This is a genomic window from Vibrio breoganii, assembly GCF_001677275.1.
Classification (GTDB): Bacteria; Pseudomonadota; Gammaproteobacteria; order Enterobacterales; family Vibrionaceae; genus Vibrio; species Vibrio breoganii.
This window is the reverse complement of record NZ_CP016177.1, coordinates 400,718-417,505: the sequence shown is the minus strand read 5'-3', so window position 1 is coordinate 417,505 and position 16,788 is coordinate 400,718. Positions and strand designations below refer to the sequence as shown.

General features: G+C 46.3%; 18 protein-coding genes and 1 other RNA gene. 6 read left to right on the top strand and 13 right to left on the bottom strand.

What is annotated here, in order from left to right; all coding sequences use genetic code 11:
* Positions 1-4: 4 nt before the first annotated feature.
* The 5 genes from A6E01_RS02060 to rsmI form a co-directional block, all read right to left on the bottom strand.
* On the bottom strand, positions 5-1,762 hold the full coding sequence (locus A6E01_RS02060; RefSeq protein WP_017031312.1) for a peptidoglycan glycosyltransferase FtsI: 1,758 nt from the start codon (positions 1,760-1,762) through the stop codon (positions 5-7).
* On the bottom strand, positions 1,762-2,097 hold the full coding sequence (ftsL, locus tag A6E01_RS02055) for a cell division protein FtsL (protein WP_017026837.1): 336 nt from the start codon (positions 2,095-2,097) through the stop codon (positions 1,762-1,764). The genes A6E01_RS02060 and ftsL overlap by 1 nt, the downstream gene beginning before the upstream one ends.
* The gene (gene rsmH, locus A6E01_RS02050) at positions 2,094-3,044 is read right to left on the bottom strand and encodes a 16S rRNA (cytosine(1402)-N(4))-methyltransferase RsmH (RefSeq protein WP_017031313.1); all 951 of its coding nucleotides are present in this window, start codon (positions 3,042-3,044) and stop codon (positions 2,094-2,096) included. The genes ftsL and rsmH overlap by 4 nt, the downstream gene beginning before the upstream one ends.
* A gap of 226 nt (positions 3,045-3,270) precedes the next feature.
* An RNA gene (gene rnpB, locus A6E01_RS02045) (RNase P RNA component class A) lies at positions 3,271-3,651 on the bottom strand.
* Positions 3,652-3,715: 64 nt separating this feature from the next.
* The gene (rsmI, locus tag A6E01_RS02040) at positions 3,716-4,579 is read right to left on the bottom strand and encodes a 16S rRNA (cytidine(1402)-2'-O)-methyltransferase (protein WP_017031314.1); all 864 of its coding nucleotides are present in this window, start codon (positions 4,577-4,579) and stop codon (positions 3,716-3,718) included.
* 62 nt (positions 4,580-4,641) lie between these two features.
* On the opposite strand from rsmI, the gene A6E01_RS02035 reads away from it, so the two are divergent.
* From A6E01_RS02035 to A6E01_RS02020, 4 genes are read left to right on the top strand one after another with little or no spacing between them, the layout of a single operon-like run.
* Positions 4,642-6,468, top strand: a complete 1,827-nt coding sequence (locus A6E01_RS02035) for a penicillin-binding protein activator (protein ID WP_017243595.1) — start codon at positions 4,642-4,644, stop codon at positions 6,466-6,468.
* Positions 6,452-6,820, top strand: coding sequence for a YraN family protein (locus A6E01_RS02030; protein WP_017026833.1), 369 nt, complete (start codon positions 6,452-6,454; stop codon positions 6,818-6,820). Before A6E01_RS02035 ends, A6E01_RS02030 begins: the two co-directional genes overlap by 17 nt.
* Before the next feature lie 2 nt (positions 6,821-6,822).
* Entirely contained in the window at positions 6,823-7,413 is a 591-nt protein-coding gene (locus A6E01_RS02025) for a phosphoheptose isomerase (RefSeq protein ID WP_017026832.1), read from the top strand.
* Between the two features lie 28 nt (positions 7,414-7,441).
* Positions 7,442-8,224, top strand: a complete 783-nt coding sequence (locus tag A6E01_RS02020; protein ID WP_065209454.1) for a BON domain-containing protein — start codon at positions 7,442-7,444, stop codon at positions 8,222-8,224.
* 74 nt (positions 8,225-8,298) lie between these two features.
* On the opposite strand, the gene sspB is transcribed toward A6E01_RS02020, so the two are convergent.
* From sspB to zapE, 8 genes are all read right to left on the bottom strand, one after another.
* A complete protein-coding gene (gene sspB / locus A6E01_RS02015) occupies positions 8,299-8,787 on the bottom strand; it encodes a ClpXP protease specificity-enhancing factor (protein ID WP_017031317.1) in 489 nt (162 codons plus the stop codon).
* Complete coding sequence (sspA, locus tag A6E01_RS02010; RefSeq protein ID WP_017026829.1) at positions 8,787-9,422, bottom strand: stringent starvation protein SspA; 636 nt, start codon at positions 9,420-9,422, stop codon at positions 8,787-8,789. Before sspA ends, sspB begins: the two co-directional genes overlap by 1 nt.
* 84 nt (positions 9,423-9,506) lie before the next feature.
* Positions 9,507-10,244 (bottom strand): cytochrome c1, encoded by a 738-nt coding sequence (locus A6E01_RS02005; RefSeq protein WP_017243596.1) that lies wholly within the window; start codon positions 10,242-10,244, stop codon positions 9,507-9,509.
* The gene (locus tag A6E01_RS02000) at positions 10,244-11,506 is read right to left on the bottom strand and encodes a cytochrome b (RefSeq protein ID WP_017026827.1); all 1,263 of its coding nucleotides are present in this window, start codon (positions 11,504-11,506) and stop codon (positions 10,244-10,246) included. Before A6E01_RS02000 ends, A6E01_RS02005 begins: the two co-directional genes overlap by 1 nt.
* A complete protein-coding gene (petA, locus tag A6E01_RS01995; RefSeq protein ID WP_017026826.1) occupies positions 11,506-12,096 on the bottom strand; it encodes a ubiquinol-cytochrome c reductase iron-sulfur subunit in 591 nt (196 codons plus the stop codon). Before petA ends, A6E01_RS02000 begins: the two co-directional genes overlap by 1 nt.
* 329 nt (positions 12,097-12,425) lie before the next feature.
* Positions 12,426-12,818, bottom strand: coding sequence for a 30S ribosomal protein S9 (gene rpsI, locus A6E01_RS01990; RefSeq protein WP_017026825.1), 393 nt, complete (start codon positions 12,816-12,818; stop codon positions 12,426-12,428).
* Between the two features lie 15 nt (positions 12,819-12,833).
* Positions 12,834-13,262, bottom strand: coding sequence for a 50S ribosomal protein L13 (gene rplM / locus A6E01_RS01985; RefSeq protein ID WP_017026824.1), 429 nt, complete (start codon positions 13,260-13,262; stop codon positions 12,834-12,836).
* Between the two features lie 266 nt (positions 13,263-13,528).
* Positions 13,529-14,647, bottom strand: coding sequence for a cell division protein ZapE (gene zapE / locus A6E01_RS01980; protein ID WP_065209453.1), 1,119 nt, complete (start codon positions 14,645-14,647; stop codon positions 13,529-13,531).
* A 119-nt stretch (positions 14,648-14,766) separates the two neighbouring features.
* On the opposite strand from zapE, the gene zapG reads away from it, so the two are divergent.
* Both zapG and A6E01_RS01970 read left to right on the top strand, forming a co-directional pair.
* Positions 14,767-15,201 carry a Z-ring associated protein ZapG gene (gene zapG / locus A6E01_RS01975; RefSeq protein ID WP_065209452.1) on the top strand — a complete coding sequence of 145 codons (435 nt, stop codon included), beginning with the start codon at positions 14,767-14,769 and terminating at the stop codon, positions 15,199-15,201.
* 113 nt (positions 15,202-15,314) lie between these two features.
* Complete coding sequence (locus A6E01_RS01970) at positions 15,315-16,685, top strand: Do family serine endopeptidase (protein ID WP_065209451.1); 1,371 nt, start codon at positions 15,315-15,317, stop codon at positions 16,683-16,685.
* Positions 16,686-16,788: the final 103 nt, after the last annotated feature.

Sequence of the window (16,788 nt, the reverse complement as noted above, 5' to 3'; positions counted from 1 at the left end):
TTTCTTAACTTTTATTAGCATCGGGCGGCACATTCAAGATCTGCAGTGCTCCCTTCAAAACTTCGGAAAAAACAGGGGCAGCTACTGAGCCACCGTAATAATCATCACCTTGTGGCTCATTCACCACGACAACCAGAGCCACTCGAGGGTTGCTGATCGGTGCTACACCGGCAGTGATGGTGACGTACTCATCACTGTAGCCACCCGCCTTAGCCTTACGCGAGGTACCCGTTTTAGCACCTACACGATAACCAGGTACGGCAGCACGTGTCGCGGTGCCTCCTTTAAGCGTCACAGCTTCCAACATTTCCAGCACTTCACGAGCATGCTCAGGATCTGCAACCTGCTTAGCATCAAGGTTCTTGGCGTCTTTAATAATGTGCAGAGGTTTGAAGCTCCCGTAGCTCCCTAAGGTCGCATAGGCATGAGCAAGTTGAAGCGGCGTGACGGATAAGCCATAACCAAAGGCGAGTGTCGCGATTTCAAACTGAGACCAACGTCGACGATTAGGGAACAAGCCCGTTGTTTCACCGACAAGGTTAATTCCAGACGTAGAGCCAAAGCCAATAGACTGATACATACCTAAAAGAGAATCTAGCGGCATATCCAAAGCCAAGGTAGCAACACCAATGTTGCTCGACTTCTTAAGGATGGTTTTTAGATCGGCCTTACCCACTTTAGAGGTATCTCGTACTCGGCTTCCTCCAACACGCATGACACCATTACCGGTATCGATAACCGTATTCAGATCAGCAGTACCATTATCTAATGCTGCCAAGACTACAAATGGCTTCACCGACGAACCAGGCTCTAGTGAATCAGTAATAGCTCGATTTCGCATGCGGAAAGATTGTAACTGATCGCGAGTATTCGGGTTATACGATGGGGAGTTGACCATAGCCAATATCCCACCGGTTTTCACATCTAGTAAGACAACACTGCCCGATGTCGCCCTATGATCCGCTACCGCTTGTTTGATCGCGCGATACGCAATGGCCTGTAAGCGCTGATCTATAGTGAGCTGCAGCGGGTTACCTTGCTTGCTCTCGGTCATAGAGATGTTCTCTACCACTCGGCCATCGCGGTCTTTACGAACCTTACGCGAGCCCGCTTGACCGGATAAGTATTCATCGTAGCTACGTTCAACACCTTCAAGTCCGTGGCTATCAATACCTGTCACTCCCACAACGTGAGCACTAATCTCTCCCGTTGGGTAATAGCGACGAGATTCATCTCTCAGACCGATGCCTTTTAATTTTAACTCTTTGATGTACTTAGCCATTGCAGGGCTAACTTGGCGTTGTAGATAGATAAAACGGCGATTTTTATTTTTCTCAATTCGCTCTATTAATGCCTCTCTATCGAGCTGCAGTACATCTGCCAGAGCATGCCAGCGAGCCACATCGGTTAATGCATCACCCTTAGTGAAAATATTTCGAGGATCGGCATAAACCGCTTCTACCGGAACACTTACTGCTATCTGCTCGCCATTGCGATCTGAGATGATCCCACGTGCAGAAGGCATTGCTTTCACCCTAACCGAACGCATATCACCACGTTCAATTAATGTATCTGGTTCAATAACTTGGATGTAAGCTACCCTTGCGAGTAACGCACCAAGTAGCAATAAAATAAAGCCCAGTACCGTTAGATAGCGCCAATTAATGATACTGGTATCAGCAGAAACCACTTTGCTGGGTTCTACCTTTCTAGGGGTGCGCTTTTTGGTTGTCTTGGCGGGTTTCTTTTTAGTCGGTTTCATTACAGTTTAACTATGACTTCCTTATCAGAGTCTGGTCGCTTCATTTCGAGTTCTGAGGTTGCCATTTTCTGGACACGACTGTGTTCGGAAAGAGCATTCTCCTCGAGGATAAGATTGCGCCACTCTTCATCTAGCTGCTCACGACCCTCCAGAGCGACATCTTTTTGAGAGATCGCTTGTCGCGTCATATGCGTGGTGAGCACTACAGTTATTGCGCTAAAAAAGAGAAGAATCAACAAAAAAAGTGGCACACGACCTGCGGTAAACAGATCGCGTACAATGATCTTCCCTAATAATGGCACTTCAGTTTGAATCAACTTCCCTGATTCACTCATAGCTTTTCGGCAATCCTTAATACTGAGCTTCTTGCTCTAATATTGACGTCCAATTCTGAAAGTGATGGCTTAATTGCCTTACCCACTGTTTTCATTGCGGCACTGCCTAGCGCACGAATCTGCTCTTCAGTCATAGGAATACCATGCGGAACCTGCGGACCACGGCTTTCCTTGCGCATGAATTGCTTCACCATTCTATCTTCTAGAGAGTGGAAACTAATCACAGACAAGCGCCCCTCTTCCGCTAAAATATTCTTCGCCCCATTCAAGGCTGTGGCAATCTCATCCAACTCACTGTTGATGTAGATGCGAAATGCCTGAAATGAGCGAGTCGCTGGGTGCTTTTTCTCTTTAAAGCTTTTTGGGGCTGCGTCAGAGATAAGCTTCGCTAGTTGTCCCGTACGAACAAGTGGTTCGTTTTCTTCATTCTCACGATAGGCAACAATAGCTTTGGCGATGCGCCATGCATGCTTATCTTCACCAAACTCACGAATCACCCAAGTAATGTCTTCAACATCGGCATCTTGTAGCCACTTTGATACAGGGATCCCTGATGTTGGGTCCATACGCATATCGAGCGGGCCATCCTTCATAAAGCTAAAGCCACGTTCTGCATCATCTAACTGTGGAGAAGAAACACCAAGATCAAGAAGCACACCGTCGACCTTGCCGACAAGACCTCGCTCTTGTGCATAGCCTTCCATACCTGAAAATGGGCCATGGATAATGGTAAATCTAGGGTCATCAATCTTCGCAGCTTCAGCGATGGCTTGTGGATCTCTATCAATACTAAACAGTCGACCATTCTCGCCCAGTTTAGACAAAATAACTCGGCTGTGACCACCGCGTCCAAAGGTACCGTCGATATAAGTACCATCGGGTTTGATGTTCAGGCCATCAACGGATTCGTCGAGTAAAACGGAGACGTGTTTAAAGGATTCGCTCATTACAAAAGCTCGATTTAATTTAGATAACTATTAGCTTAGTGTACTGAAATAGTCTGGTTTAGTCAGCGTTAGTAAGTAAAATCACCAAATAATTACTTAAACAGTGCAAGGGGTTGCACCTTTGATGTGTTTAGCTCGAAGGGAAAGCGTCCTATATAAAGAAGCAAAGAGCATTTTGATCGGTTTTAGATAGCAAAAAGCCCCGCCAAGGCGGGGCTTTTTTAATAGGTGGAGCTTACCTATAAGCCGGGTTCTGTATCCGCTTGCGCGGTGATAGCCATTCGTCTAGGCCAGCAATCGCTCACTGGCTCGAGCAACCTACCCGCCCTCTTACGCGAGCAACGCAATGTGAGAGCCTATTTGGTCTTGCTTCGGGTGGAGTTTACCCTGCTACGAACTGTTGCCAGTCGCACGGTGCGCTCTTACCGCACCCTTTCACCCTTACCTGTACCCGAAGGTCATCGGCGGTCTTCTCTCTGCTGCACTTGTCGTGGGCTTGCGCCCCCCAGGCGTTACCTGGCACCCTGCTCTATGAAGCCCGGACTTTCCTCCCCTCCGTCAGTCTCCCTAAGGACATCAACGAAGCAGCGACTATCTGGTTAGCTCCGGGGCGGATTGTACTGACAAAGATCACAGATGTCTAATCAAATAAGGGCTTAACCGCCTATCCGCTACTCGATGTGCTCAAGTCCCCACTTATATAGCGCATTCTTTTTCAAACTATAGATCTCTGCGGTTAGAGCTGCCGCTTTCTTCAACGGCAGTTCTTTAGTCAATATAGCCAAAGTACGTCGCGCTTCTTCTGGCAATTCATCACTGCTTTCTTCACGGTAACCGTGAACCAGCAACACCATTTCGCCGCGAATACGGTTAGCGTCTTCTTCAAGCCAAGGAATGAGTTCACCCAAAGGCATACCTTGTATGGTTTCAAACGTCTTAGTTAACTCGCGAGCTAACACTACTTGGCGATCTGGGCCTAATACTTGAAGCATATCCGCGAGAGAATCCATGATGCGGTGCGGCGATTCATAGAAAATACAGGTGCGTTCGACCTTAGCGAGCTCCAAGAAGCGATCTTTTCTTCCTTTACTCTTTGGAGGTAAGAAACCTTCGAAGCTAAAGCGATCCGACGGCAAGCCTGCCGCGCTCAATGCAGTGATGACCGCGCAAGCTCCCGGTAAAGGCACAACGCGAACGCCAGCCTGACGACACTGATTAACCAAGTGATAGCCAGGGTCGCTGATTAGAGGAGTCCCTGCATCGGAAACCAACGCAATTGATTGACCTTCAAGGAGTTTTTCAACGAGAACTTGAGATTTCTGTTGCTCATTGTGGTCGTGCAGAGCAAAGGTACGCGTGCCTACATTTAGGTGTGAAAGCAGTCGTCCTGTGTGACGTGTATCTTCCGCTGCAATCAAGTCTACACCGTTCAAAACTTCAATAGCGCGCTGCGTAATATCGCCTAAATTCCCTATTGGAGTAGGGACGATATAGAGGGTCGCTGTCGAAGAATCAAAAGAATTGTTATCTGTCATTTGTTTACCGTCACTTGAGGGATTAATATAGAGGTAATTAATCCACAATTATTAAAGAACTCATGGCGCAAAAAAATCGATCTGGATACAGTGTATCACGCATTCTTACTCCCATTGCATTGTCTGTACTTCTTGCGGCTTGTTCAAGTCCCTCTTCTGATCCAGAAGCTGCGCAACAATCCAATATTCTCAATCAGCCAACTCAAACCTCAGAATACTACCTGATCAAGGCTGATTCTTCTGACGGTTCCGAACAAATTGATTGGTTAATTTTATCTTTAAAAGCCGCGGTTGAAGAAGATAATGCTGGCCTAGCAAATCGCATTATCCAGCGTCTAGCACAGCAAAACATGTCAGAGACACAACAGGCTGAATGGCAATTAGCACGAGCTCAACTGCTTCTTAATGAAGAACAGCCAACCGATGCCTTAAAGCAACTTAACTTTCGCAATGAATGGCGACTAGAACGCACACAGTGGCAACGCTACTACGAATTGCGCTCTGAGATCTATCAAGATCTTTACCAGCCACTAGATGCTGCAAGAGAGCAAGTACTGCGCGCAGACTTTCTATCGGAAGAGCAACAGCAAGAGAACGTTGACCAAATCTGGGCATTAATGAACAGCGTCACTGTCGACGAACTCAAGGCAATGCAGATTGCTGAAAACGAGCATGAGCTTAAAGGGTGGCAAGAGTTGGCTATCGCCAACCAGTCATACAGCCACAACCTTCCTAAGCTGCAAAAATCATTGCAAGCTTGGATTGACGAGAACTTTAGCCATCCTGCATCGCTCTATACGCCGCAGGAAATAAAAGACATTTTAGCTTTAGAGATCGTTCAGCCAAATAAGACCGCACTGGTTCTTCCTCTAAGTGGCAAGTTTGCGAAGCAAGCTGAAGTAATCAGAGATGGCTTTGTTTTCGCTATGATGAGTGATGAAGCTAGGCTTCCAGAAGCAGAGTACGTTGTTATTGATAGTAACAAGAACGACACAACTCAGATTCAGCAACAACTGGAAGAGCAGAATGTTGACTTTGTAGTAGGTCCTTTGATGCGCAATACCATTGAAGAGCTGCAAGAACTTCAGCAAGACAGCGACAACCCAATCCCTATGCTAGCCCTTAACTTCCCGAAAGAGATTCTAGAAGGCTCTGACTTCTGTTACGTAACCTTATCTCCAGAGCAAGAAGCGGCTGAGGCAGCAAGACACCTAGCGGATACTGGCGCTAAATACCCATTGATCATTGCACCACGTGGAAGCTACGGCCAACGTATGGCTGACGCGTTCAATGAAGAATGGAACAAGAACAACGAAACCAAGAGTGCCGTTTCCTACTTCCGCTCTAAAAACCAACTACAGTTTGCTATCAATACCGTATTTGGCCTACAAGATAGCCAAAAACGTATCGCACAGATGGACAAGCTGATGGGAATGGAGATGGAGTCGGAGCAGCGTTCTCGTAGAGACATCGATGCCGTCTACATCATTGCGGGTGATTCTGAGCTTAACCTTATTAAGCCGTTTATTAACGTGGCAATCAACCCAGAGGCAACACCGCCTAAGCTGTATGCAAACTCGCGCAGCAACACTGGCGTGAAGCGTGCGTCTCAAGATCTATCTGGTGTTATCTACAGCGATATTCCAATGTTGGTAGAGCCGAACGAGGAGTTAGACACGCAGATGCAAGGCATCTGGGAAAAGTCGAGCAACCAGCAAAAACGCCTACGTGCACTGGGTATGGATGCTTACAGCCTCATCAATGCCTTGCCAAACATGAAAGTCAGTCCTGGACATTCACTGCAAGGACAAACCGGCGTGTTGAGCATCGATGAGCAATGTGTAGTGCAGCGCCAGCTTAGCTGGGCAGAGTATGAGTCTACTAAATAGACTTGCCATTGGGCACAAATATGAGGCCAAAGCGCAGCGTTATCTCGCGAAGCAAGGCCTCATCTTTTTAGAAAAGAATTTTCGCGCAAAATGTGGTGAAATTGACCTAATAATGCGCGATCAACGAGAGATTGTTTTTGTTGAGGTGAAATACCGAAAACAGCATCACTACGGTAGCGGCGTAGAAGCCGTTACCAAAGCCAAGCAATCAAAACTCAAAAAAACCGCTTTGTTGTGGTTGAGTAAGAACAATCTCTCCCCTGAACACACCTATTTTCGATTCGATGTGGTGGCTCTTAGCAGTGAGCTTAGCCAAGTCGAGTGGATACAAAACGCAATTGTCGAAGGATAGAAATGCACGATAGCATAAAAGCCAGCTTTACAGAGAGCATACAGATTCAAATCGCGGCCGCTGAAGAGTTGCCAGACGCCATCACACATGCCGCTCAAGCGATGGTGAGTACTCTGCTAAATGGTAAGAAGATTCTTTGTTGTGGTAATGGCGGTTCTAGCGCAAACTCACAGCAGTTCGTTTCTTGTCTTTTAAACCGCTTTGAGACAGAACGCCCTAGCCTACCGGCGATGACGTTAACCTCAGATATTGCCACATTAACGGCGGTAGCCAACGATTATCATTACCAAGAAGTGTTTTCAAAACAAGTGAGAGCCATTGGCCAACAAGGCGATATCTTACTGGCGATCTCAACCAGTGGTAACAGCAAGAACATCATCAAAGCGATGGAAGCTGCGGTAACAAGAGACATGACCATCATAGCCCTAACGGGGAAAGATGGTGGCGAAATGGCAGGCCTTTTAGGTGAACACGACGTAGAAATCCGCATTCCATCCAATCGCACCGCGCGTATCCATGAAGTTCATATGCTGACTCTGCACTGTCTTTGTGACCTAATTGATCAGGTATTATTTCCAGAACACGTCGAATAAAAATTACCCGTAGTGAGGATTTAGATCCATGTTGTACACTCGCAAGCTTTCTTTATATGTAGCGACAATACTTGCATCGCTGCTTCTCTCTGGTTGCGCGGGCATGTTTGTCAGTGACTCCTCTGATATCGTGACTGATGATCGCTCTACGCGAGAGATCTGGAGCGATAATAATATCGAATTTGAAGCTGCTGCTTTAGGTAACAAACCGCCATTCTCAGGTAAAGTTCGTGTAGCGGCGAGCTCCTTTAGAGGCAAAGTGGTCTTGATTGGCCAAGCGCCGACAGAAGAGCTCAGCACTCAAGTTGAAGAACATGTTGAAAAGATTTCAGGCGTTAAAAAGGTCTATAACCAACTGCGCATACAGCCGGTTATCAATGTCTCTCAGATGAGCCGTGACAGCTGGATCACCGCTAAGGTTAAATCCGCTCTAATGAGAGAAGACAAGCTGAAAGGCGTATCGGTTAAAGTGATTACTGAGAACGGTGAAGTATTCCTGTTCGGTTACGTCACACCTGAAAGCGCAGATATTGCCACAGATACAGCTCGCAATGTTAGTGGCGTAAAATTGGTGATTCGTGGTTTTGAGATTGCTGACCTTGCCACCTTAGAAGCCAAAAAAGCTCCAGCTCCAACCAGCGATGCTAAGGCACCTGCAGCAGAAGCCCCTGTGGTTGATGCTAGCGTAGAAGATGCAGCACTTGAACAAGCACCGCTAGTCGATAGCGCAGCAGATGAGAGTGACATCATAGAAGGCGATGTGGTTATTGACCGCTCTGGAGATATCGTCGAAGAGTCCATTGAAAACTAATTGCTGTTTTATTAGCGTTAGCTTTAGAAAATAAAAGAGGAGCCCTAGGGCTCCTCTTTTTGTTTTCTTTGGTGTTATTTCACCACGCGAAGGCTTGGACGACCTTTAGGTCTTGGCGGTTCATCATCAGGGTCTGGAGAAGGCTCTACTTCAACTTCTACTGTATCTTCAACCGCGGTTAAAGAGTCAGCAGAAGCCAAGTGATTCTCTTCTTCCATCTCTAAGTTATCGTCATAAGCCTCTTCAGGCTCAAACATAGTTCCTGCGCCATTTTCGCGAGCATAGATAGCCTGCACAGCGTAGATAGGAACGATAACTGAATGAGGTCGACCACCGAAACGAGCATGAAACGTTAACGCTTCGTTGCCAATCTCTAGGTTGCCTACAGCACGAGGAGCAACGTTCAAGATGATTTGTCCATCTTGTACATACTCTTCGGGTACGCGTACTCCTGGCATAGTAGCGTCAACCACTAAGTGAGGAGTCAGTTCATTCTCCGCCAACCAGTCATAAAATGCGCGAAGCAGATACGGTCGACGGGGAGTCATTGCAGAAATATCCATTAACGAACTAGACGCATCTCACGTTCTGCTTCAGTCAAAGAAGCTAGGAATGAATCACGCTCAAATACGCGGTTCATGTAGATCTTAAGCTCTTTTGAACCAGGACCTGTCAGCTCGATACCGAACGTAGGCAAGCGCCACAATAGTGGAGCAAGGTAGCAATCAATCAAGCTAAAGTCTTCACTCATGAAGTACTCGCTTTCTGCAAATAGAGGACCAAGCATTAGTAGGTCATTACGCAGTTTTTGACGTGCTTTTTCTTGTTCTTCGCCAGTTGTAGCGATGATTTTCTCTGCAACGCTGTACCAGTTACGCTGAATGCGGTACATCATAAGACGATTCTTACCACGATCGACAGGGTATACAGGCATTAGTGGCGGATGCGGGAAACGCTCGTCTAGGTATTCCATGATGATCTTTGAATCGTACAGTGTAAGTTCACGATCAACGAGAGTTGGAACAGATTTGTATGGGTTCAATTCTGCAAGTTCAGCAGGTAGGTTCGCCTCGTCAACAAGTTCAACTTCGACGGCTACGCCTTTCTCAGCCAAAACGATACGTACCTGATGGCTAGCCATATCAGTAGCACTTGAGAATAGAGTCATCACAGAACGTTTATTGGCAGCTACAGCCATGAGCCCTCCGGTATAGTAATTTTAAATAGAAGAATGGAGGCAACACGCCTCCATTACAGAAATCAGCACGATATGATATCACAATCAGTGAATGTCACGCCAATACTCTTTATATAGAAGATAGCCAACACCAGTGAAAATCACTAGGAATAACAACACCCAAATACCCAAGTTCTCACGTTCTACCTGAACAGGGTCACCCGCATATTCAAGGAAGTTCACAAGGTCGCGCACTGCGTCATCATATTCACTTTGACTTAGCTCACCAGTGCCATCAGCTTTAACGCCGACAACCACTTGCTCCTCTTGACCACCCACCATTTTTGTTTCAAAAACAGGCTGAGGCACACCTTGCATCTCTTGCAACACGTGAGGCATACCCACGCTTGGGAAGATCACGTTGTTCACGCCAAATGGACGACTTGGATCTTCATAGAAAGAGCGCAGGTAAGTGTATAACCAATCTACACCGCGTACGCGAGCTGTTAGCGTTAGATCCGGTGGCGCAACACCAAACCACTTGGCGGCATCCTCTGCTGGCATGTTGTTAACCATCAGTTCACCAACAGCTGCCTCTGAATCAAACATCAGATTTTCACGCATCAGGTCAATAGGAATATCGAGGTCTGTTGCAACACGCTCGTAACGCTGGTATTGAGTTGAGTGACAAGCAAAACAGTAGTTCATAAACGTCTTTGCACCTCGCTGCAAAGACGCTTTGTCACGAATATCATTGTTTGCTTTATCCAGAGCGAAGTTACCGCCCGCTGCGAATCCAAGAGCAGGCACTAGCGCAAATAACAATACGAATAACTTTTTCATTATTTGGTGATCCTTGTCGGTAGTGTCTTAGTCTTTTCATTCTTGCTGTAGATAAACAACACAACGAAGAACATGAAGTAACCCACACTGAATAGACGAGATAGGTTCGTGTACAGCTCAGTTGCAGGCAGTGTACCTAGCACACCTAGGCCAACAAACGATATCGTAAACTGGATCAAGTTCACTAGGTGCAACTTACTGCGGTAGCGGAACGAGCGAACATTACAGCGATCTAGCCAAGGCAGTAAGAACAATACAACGATTGAACCACCAAAGAAGACGAAGCCAATCAGCTTATCTGGGATAGCACGCAAAATGGCATAGTTCGGAGAGAAATACCAAACTGGCGCGATATGCTCAGGAGTCTTAAGTGGGTTAGCAACTTCGAAGTTAGGTGGCTCAAGGAACAAGCCCCCCATCGCTGGTGCATAAAACAACACATAGCTAAAGAACAATAAGAATACGCCAACATAGAACAGATCTTTTACCGTACCGTAAGGGTGGAACGGCATTGAGTCGATTATGTCGTACTTCTTGCTGTAGTCTTCATGGAACTTGAATTCCGGCTCGTAGCCATCACCCATAGAACCTTTTGGCAGCTTAGTATCGATACCATCAGGGTTGTTAGAGCCTACTTCGTGTAGTGCCAATATATGCAAAGCAACAAGCAGCAACAGAACGATTGGCAGAGCAATAACGTGCAGGGCGAAGAAGCGGTTTAGAGTTGCGCCAGAGATAACGTAATCGCCACGAATCCATAGCGTTAGGTCATCACCAATAACTGGAATGGCACCAAACAAACCTATGATTACCTGAGCACCCCAGTAAGACATTTGCCCCCAAGGTAGCATGTATCCCATGAAGGCCTCAGCCATCAGAACCACAAACAACAACATACCAAATAACCACACGAGTTCACGTGGTTTTTGGTATGAACCGTAGATGAGGCCGCGGTACATATGCAGATAAACAACAATAAAGAAGAACGATGCGCCAGTAGAGTGCATGTAGCGAAGAAGCCAACCGTACTCTACGTCACGCATGATGTATTCAACAGAAGCAAATGCGCCCTCTGCCGATGGCACATAGTTCATGGTTAGCCAAATACCAGTAACGATCTGGTTGACCAAAACCAGCATTGCTAACGCACCAAAGATATACCAGAAGTTTGAGTTCTTTGGCTGTGGATACTCCGACATGTGCTTGCGGTAGGTATTCATAGCCGGGATGCGTTTTTCAATCCAGCCGAGTAAAGCCTCCATTACGCCTCTCCTTGGTCTTCGCCGATTAAAATAAGATTATCATCCAGATACATATGTGGCGGTACGGCTAGGTTATAAGGTGCAGGAACACCTTGGAAAACGCGTCCAGCCATATCAAATTTAGAGCCATGACATGGGCAGAAGAATCCTGACTTCACACCGCTCACTTGCTCGCCAAAGCTGTTTGGCAGATAGGTTGGAGAACAACCTAGGTGAGTACATAGGCCTACTGCGATAAAGATTTCTGGCTTCAAGGAACGATAAGGGTTTTGTGCGTAAGACGGTTGTTGTTCCTCAACTGAGTCTGGATCTCGTAATTGATCAGCAAGCTGACCAAGTTCATCCAGCGTACCTTGTCCACGCTTAACAACCCAAACAGGTTGACCACGCCAGATTACACGGGCCATTTGCCCTTCTTCTAGCTTACTGATATCGAACTCAACTGGAGCGCCAGCTGATTTAGCTCTAGCACTTGGATTCCAAGATTTGATAAAGGGTACAGCGACAGCTGCTGCTCCTAGTCCCCCAACCACGGCTGTGGTGGCGGTTAGAAACTTGCGACGTCCATTATTTAGTGGCGCATTGCTCATCCAACATTCTCCCATTTGCTCCTTTGGATAGAATTACTCCTTCAACAGAGCACGGCTTAAAAATTCAAACTTTGATTCTATTTTTATGAGGGAAATGATAAAGAAAACGCTACTTTAAGACAAGATAAAGCTACTTTTTTACAACATATCTGAAGCAAATCAGAGCATAGGTCACAAAAGAGGTGAAAGTGAAACATTCACTGCGGAAGATACTAAGTAGAAAGGAGTTTTTGAAGCGGTAAAAAAACAAAAAGCCCGGTATAAAACCGAGCTTTTTTGACACAATTCCAACCAAAAGGCTGGAGCATTGCTCTTTCTGAAAAGAAAGATTAACGCTTCGAGAACTGTGGCTTACGACGTGCTTTACGTAGACCAACTTTCTTACGTTCAACCTGACGTGCGTCACGTGTAACGTAGCCAGCTGCGCGTAGAGCAGGACGTAGAGTTTCATCGTATTCCATAAGAGCACGAGTGATGCCGTGACGGATAGCGCCAGCTTGACCAGAAATACCACCGCCAGAAACAGTGATGTATAGGTCTAGCTTGTCTAACATTTCAACTAGCTCAAGTGGCTGACGAACAACCATACGAGAAGTTTCACGACCAAAGTAAACATCAAGGCTACGCTTGTTGATTACGATGTTACCAGCGCCCGGTTTAATGAAAACACGAGCAGCTGAGCTCTTGCGGCGACCAGTGCCGTAGTATTGATTCTCTGCCATTTCCAATTTCCCCGATTAGATGTCTAGTACTTGTGGTTGTTGAGCAGCATGGTTGTGCTCAGCGCCAGCGTATACTTTTAGCTTACGGTACATTGCGCGGCCTAGAGGACCACGTGGTAACATACCTTTAACAGCTAGTTCGATAACCATTTCTGGTTTCTTATCGATCAACTTTTCAAAAGTGATAGATTTAAGACCACCTGGGAATTCAGAGTGACGGTAATACACTTTACCTTTAGCCTTGTTACCAGTTACAGTAACTTTCTCAGCGTTAACAACGATGATGTAATCACCAGTGTCACAGTGAGGTGTGTATTCAGCTTTGTGCTTACCGCGTAGGCGAGAAGCGATTTCAGATGCAAGACGACCTAGAGTTTTACCTTCAGCGTCTACAACATACCAGTCACGTTTTACAGTTTCTGGTTTAGCAACGAAAGTTTTCATGCTAATAATAACCCGTTAATTTGAATTTAAACTAAAAGGAGCAAATGCTCCCACTGTCTAAGAGCCCAGTCATCACCCCTTCGAGTGGTGGCACTCTTTGGTAAGTTTCAATAAAGAAAATCACCTGCAGTAACGGTGGGTCGCAGGATTATACCGAAGCCTACTAAAAACGCAATCCTATTTGAGAGTTTTTTGAACGCTTTTTAGTGCGTAACACCAGAACACAAGGCGTGAGTGTCTCTACTATACCCTAGCTACAGCATGAACTAGGCGAGGTGTTCTTCAGCTAAATAGTCATTGCTCTGCATCTCAGTGAGTCGCGATTCACAACGCTGAAATTCAAATTCAAGTCGTCCACCCGCATACAGCTCGGTCAAAGGCACTGCGGCGGCAATAATAAGGCAGACGCGCCTTTCATAGAACTCATCCACTAAGGCAATAAAGCGCCTCGCTGCATCATCATTGCTCGCATCCAATTTAGGCACATCCGCTAGCAACACCGTGTGATACTCCCTCGACAACTCAATGTAATCGTTTTGACTGCGAGCGGTTTGGCACAACTGAGCAAAACTTGCCATCAACACACCATTGTATGCCCTTTGCACCTCTAACTGCCGATGATTCACCTCTATGACTGATTCCGCTTTTCCACTTTCTACCTTTATAGCACTCAAGGTTTCAAAATAAGCATCCAAGTTTTGTTGAGCTTGCAGGTCTAACGGATAATGATAGAGCTCAGCCTGCTGCAATGTGCGCATGCGGAAGTCATTCTCACTGTCTAACTCAAAGACCTGACAGTTTTTCTCGATCAACTCGATTGCTGGCAAAAAGCGAGCTCGCTGTAAGCCGTTTCTATACAGGAGGTGTGGCGGAATGTTGGAGGTCGCGATTAAAATCATGTTTCGCGCAAACAATGCCTGAAACAAGGTGCCGAGCAACATGGCGTCTGTGATATCGGAGACAAAAAACTCATCAAAGCAGATAATATCGGCTTCACTCTTAAACTTATCAGCCACAATCTCTAAGGGGTCGCTTTGCTGTTGCAGTTGCTTCAGTTCATCATGGACTCGATACATAAAACGATGAAAGTGCATACGCATTTTCTTGTCGCTTGGGTACAACTCATAGAAGCTATCCATAAGGTAGGTCTTTCCACGGCCGACCCCACCCCATACATAGAGTCCTTGCGGTGCTAATGGCTTAGTGGGTTCAGGCTTATTAAACCATTGACGCCAACCTTTTTTGGGTTCGGGAGCAGGAGTTTGAGCATATTGTTGAAGCCGCTCGTACAAGTGTTCAAAGGCTTGCACAGCCTCTTGCTGTTGAGGGTCAAATTGAAAGCCGTGATGCTCGATATCGTATTGATATTTTTCTAAGGGTGTCATTTTAAATGATGAACTACATTAGATTCTTTATTGGATAAGATTCTCATAGTAACATGAGGTATGTTGCAGTGTAAGAACACGGTAACTAGATTGTTAACAGATTAACAAGAGGAAATGCTATGCCTTGGATTTATGCGATCGTCGGCCTGTTCGTGGGTATCATCATCGGTGTGATCATCTCTCGCGTCACCACCCCGCAATATCAAAAACAGAAAGAGATACAAAAAGAACTAGAAACCTCAAAGTTTGAGCTCGAGCAACAGCGACAAGATTTGAATGATCACTTCTCTGAATCCGCTCAGATTTTAGATAACATCGGGAAAGAATATCGCAAGCTCTATGAGCACATGGCGAATACTTCCAATGAGCTATTGCCCAATCTCCCGGCCCAAGACAATCCTTTTGCCGAGCGACTTGAAGCAAGAGAAGCAAGCTCAGAAGCTAAATCTTCAAGCAATGAAGCACCAAAGGATTATGCAAACGGTGCAACCGGTATGCTGAAAGAAGAACAGAAAGAAATCTTGAAGGCTCCAGAAGCCATCAAGGCAACATAGGTCATTCTATTCAAAAATTTGAAGCTACTCACGCTTTCTGGATTTTCATCTAGAAACGGAACTTGCTGAAATTTTTTATGTCTCAAGCTTCATAGTGTTTAAAGGAGTTAATGATGAAGAAACCTTTGCTTGCCTTGTCTGTTGTAGCCTTGAGTTTGGGCTCAATTATTGCCCCGCTGCATGCTGGCGCAGCCCTACCCGTTCAGGTTGAAGGCAACGAACTGCCAAGCTTAGCACCTATGCTGGAGCGCGTTTCACCGGCAGTCGTAAGTATTGCTGTTGAAGGTACTCAAGTATCAACACAACGTATTCCCGAAAGCTTTCGTTTCTTCTTCGGCGATGAGTTCCCAGCCGACCAAGTTCAAGAGCGCCCGTTTCGCGGACTGGGCTCTGGCGTTATCATCGATGCAGATAAAGGCCACATCGTCACCAACTACCACGTTATCAACGGCGCAGACACCATCAAGGTGCAGCTGACCGATGGACGTGAATACGATGCGGAGCTTGTCGGCGGCGACAAGATGTCTGATGTAGCCCTGCTCAAGCTTGAAAAGAAGGCGAAAGGACTAACCGAAATAAAACTCGCAGACTCAGATAAGCTGCGCGTTGGCGATTTCACTGTGGCCATTGGCAACCCGTTTGGGCTCGGTCAAACCGTGACCTCTGGTATTGTATCGGCGCTGGGTCGCAGTGGATTGAACCTTGAGAACCTTGAAAACTTTATTCAAACCGATGCCGCTATTAATAGTGGTAACTCTGGCGGTGCACTTGTCAACCTCAACGGCGAGTTGATTGGTATCAACACCGCAATTTTGGGACCGAATGGCGGCAACGTTGGTATTGGTTTTGCTATCCCTTCTAATATGATGCGTAACCTAACCGATCAAATCATTGAGTTTGGTGAGGTTAAGCGAGGCATGTTAGGGGTACAAGGCGGCGAAATCACCTCAGAGCTCGCTGAAGCGTTAGGCTATGAGTCAAGCCGTGGCGCCTTCGTAAACCAGGTCATGCCAGATAGCGCTGCCGATGAAGCAGGTCTGCAAGCGGGAGACATCATTGTCTCAATTGACGGCAAGCGCATTGATACCTTTAGTGAACTTCGCGCTAAAGTCGCGACACTCGGAGCCGGTAAAGAGATCAAACTAGGCGTTATCCGTGATGGTGATAAGAAAGAGTTTGATGTCACGCTCGGCGAATCACAGCTTCAGCAAACCAAAGCAGAACAGCTTCATCCTGGATTAACTGGCGCTGCGCTCAGTAACACCAAAGATTCTGATGGATACAAAGGCGTGAAAGTGACTTCTGTTGCAGAGGGCTCTCCGGCCGCTTCTTATCAGATCGAGCAAGGCGACATCATTGTCGGTGTTAACCGTCAAGTCGTGACTAACCTCGGTGAATTCAGAGATGTCTTAGAGAAGCAAGATGGTGTACTCGCACTTAACGTCCAACGTGGTGATCGTAAGGTTGTTATTGTTGTTAGATAAAGCAAACCATTGAACTAATTAGGGAAGCCCAACGGCTTCCCTTTTCTTTACTCAAAATTGAGTGTTATGCTTTGCTGTAATACATCGCACTTTTGAGGGAAAC